Genomic DNA, 1,817 nt, shown 5'->3' on the forward strand with positions numbered 1-1,817 from the left:
CGGTAGCTCCACATTGCCCTCAATGTGGGGCTATTAATCTCAATAGGGTAGGGGAAAAGCCCGAATTTGAACTCCAGATTCGGGCTTAATGATTTAGGCTCTTTTTAAAAGTGTCTTTTAGTTTACATAATAACTATTATAAGACGTTCCTTTGTCGGTCTTTCGAGACGAATGTCGGTTTTTCAGGTTTTAAAAAGGGAGCGTCTTGTCGGGAAATCAAGCAGGGAAACGCAGACGAGCAAAGAACTGCACTAAAGAGAGCGGGCCGGGAGGGGTGGCAAGGTTTTTAACGGGGCTTTATTTCCTTTTGAAAATATCAGTTAATAGAAACATTGCACCACATAAGGCGGTAGCTCCAACAAATTCGATAATGACGCGGATAAATGAGACACCTGTCAAGGAGGGAGTAGTCAAAATGAAGACATACTCTATCCACTCCCCTCCCGCACTCCAACCTTGGTAACCTTGGTGCTCCACGGGCATAAAGAGGCAAATTAGAACAATAAGACAGCACCAGACCAAGAGGATGATTTTTTGTATTTTAGCCATCTTTGCTGATTTTCACGACTTTTATTCCGAGTCCTCAAATAGGACACTTAGCAGCATAGGATCAACTTCTCAATCTTTTCTCAGGCTTAATGGCCCGACTTCCTCGACTCGCAATTTGAGACTTAGGTCCTCTCCTACTTTTAAAATAGTAAGTGTTCTCTCTACCTTTTTGTTCGTCCTGTCAAGAGGGGCGCAGATTAGTTTATCGCCATATTGACGGAGCACTACCATATCAGGCGAACTCTTGACTATAATAAATTCGCTACTTCTTAGAGCTACTAAATGCCCAACTACAAAAGAGTATACTAATAGAATGGTTAACCCTGCAGCTGTAAAAACAACGCTCGAAAGCCACCGACCAAAGTAGTAAGAGAAAGACAGCTTGAAATATTCCCATAGTGAGACTGATGCTTCTAATTTAGCGATGTAACCTACCTTCTGTTTTTGGGTCAAGAGTGGGTGAACTAATTCTACCGATACAGACGTTCCGAAAAACAAGAAACAGGCAAGGATTATTGATACATGTCCAGTTATCAGTGATAGAATGGAAAGGGGAAAAAGAAGAATAAAAACAATCGACAACCTCAGCATTTTCTTAAAAATTATATGTTTTGACTTTCCGAAAATTATTTTGTAAGCGCTCGCAGCTAAAGCGATTATTAGAAAAACCATCACCGTTACAACGGTTAGTGAAAGAATTTGCGTAAGATCAATATCTATGAATCCTTCAGGAATCCCAAACTGACGCGCAAAACCTAACTCATAGCTATATTTGATGGTATATGCAGCTACTGGAGCAAACGCGATTATAAATGCCTCGGTAATCCACGACTTGTCCTTTCTGGTTTCTTCAAAGTCAGACATGGTTAGTTCAATCGTCTGGTCTTAAATCTTCCTCTATATATATATACAAAGATTCCGCAGGAAAATCAATAAAAATGGATGGCTGAAAGCCAGCCTCTACATTTTCTCTGCTTATCCTGGCTGGTGGACAGAACAATGTTCTGTCCCTACAAAAACAGCGACCCTGATCCCGCCGCTGGCGGGACAAGCTGGGTCGCGCTACGAAAAAAATATGCCCAATGAATTGGGCAACTATAATATAAGGCGTAGAGACGCATAGAATACGTCTCAGTTGTTTTTCGTCCGACATGATGGTCGGACGCTACAGATTCGTCGGGCTTCAAGCCCGACGCTATGGGTTTTGTAGGGGCGGGTTTTAAACCCGCCCCTACGTTTCTTTATTCTATCACCTCTAAAACCTGCTC

Annotated in this window: 1 protein-coding gene; it reads right to left on the bottom strand. The window is 42.1% G+C overall.

Annotated features, from left to right (window positions below):
• Window positions 1-618 precede the first annotated feature (618 nt).
• Entirely contained in the window at window positions 619-1,413 is a 795-nt protein-coding gene (locus MUP17_00990; protein MCJ7457551.1) for a hypothetical protein, read from the bottom strand.
• Window positions 1,414-1,817 lie beyond the last annotated feature (404 nt).

The sequence above is a fragment of the Candidatus Zixiibacteriota bacterium genome (genome assembly GCA_022865345.1).
GTDB lineage: Bacteria > Zixibacteria > MSB-5A5 > MSB-5A5 > RBG-16-43-9 > RBG-16-43-9.

Bases quoted from the DNA above. Each gene is read 5' to 3' on its own strand.
- MUP17_00990 (MCJ7457551.1), bottom strand. From the start codon at position 1,413: ATGTCTGACTTTGAAGAAACCAGAAAGGACAAGTCGTGGATTACCGAG.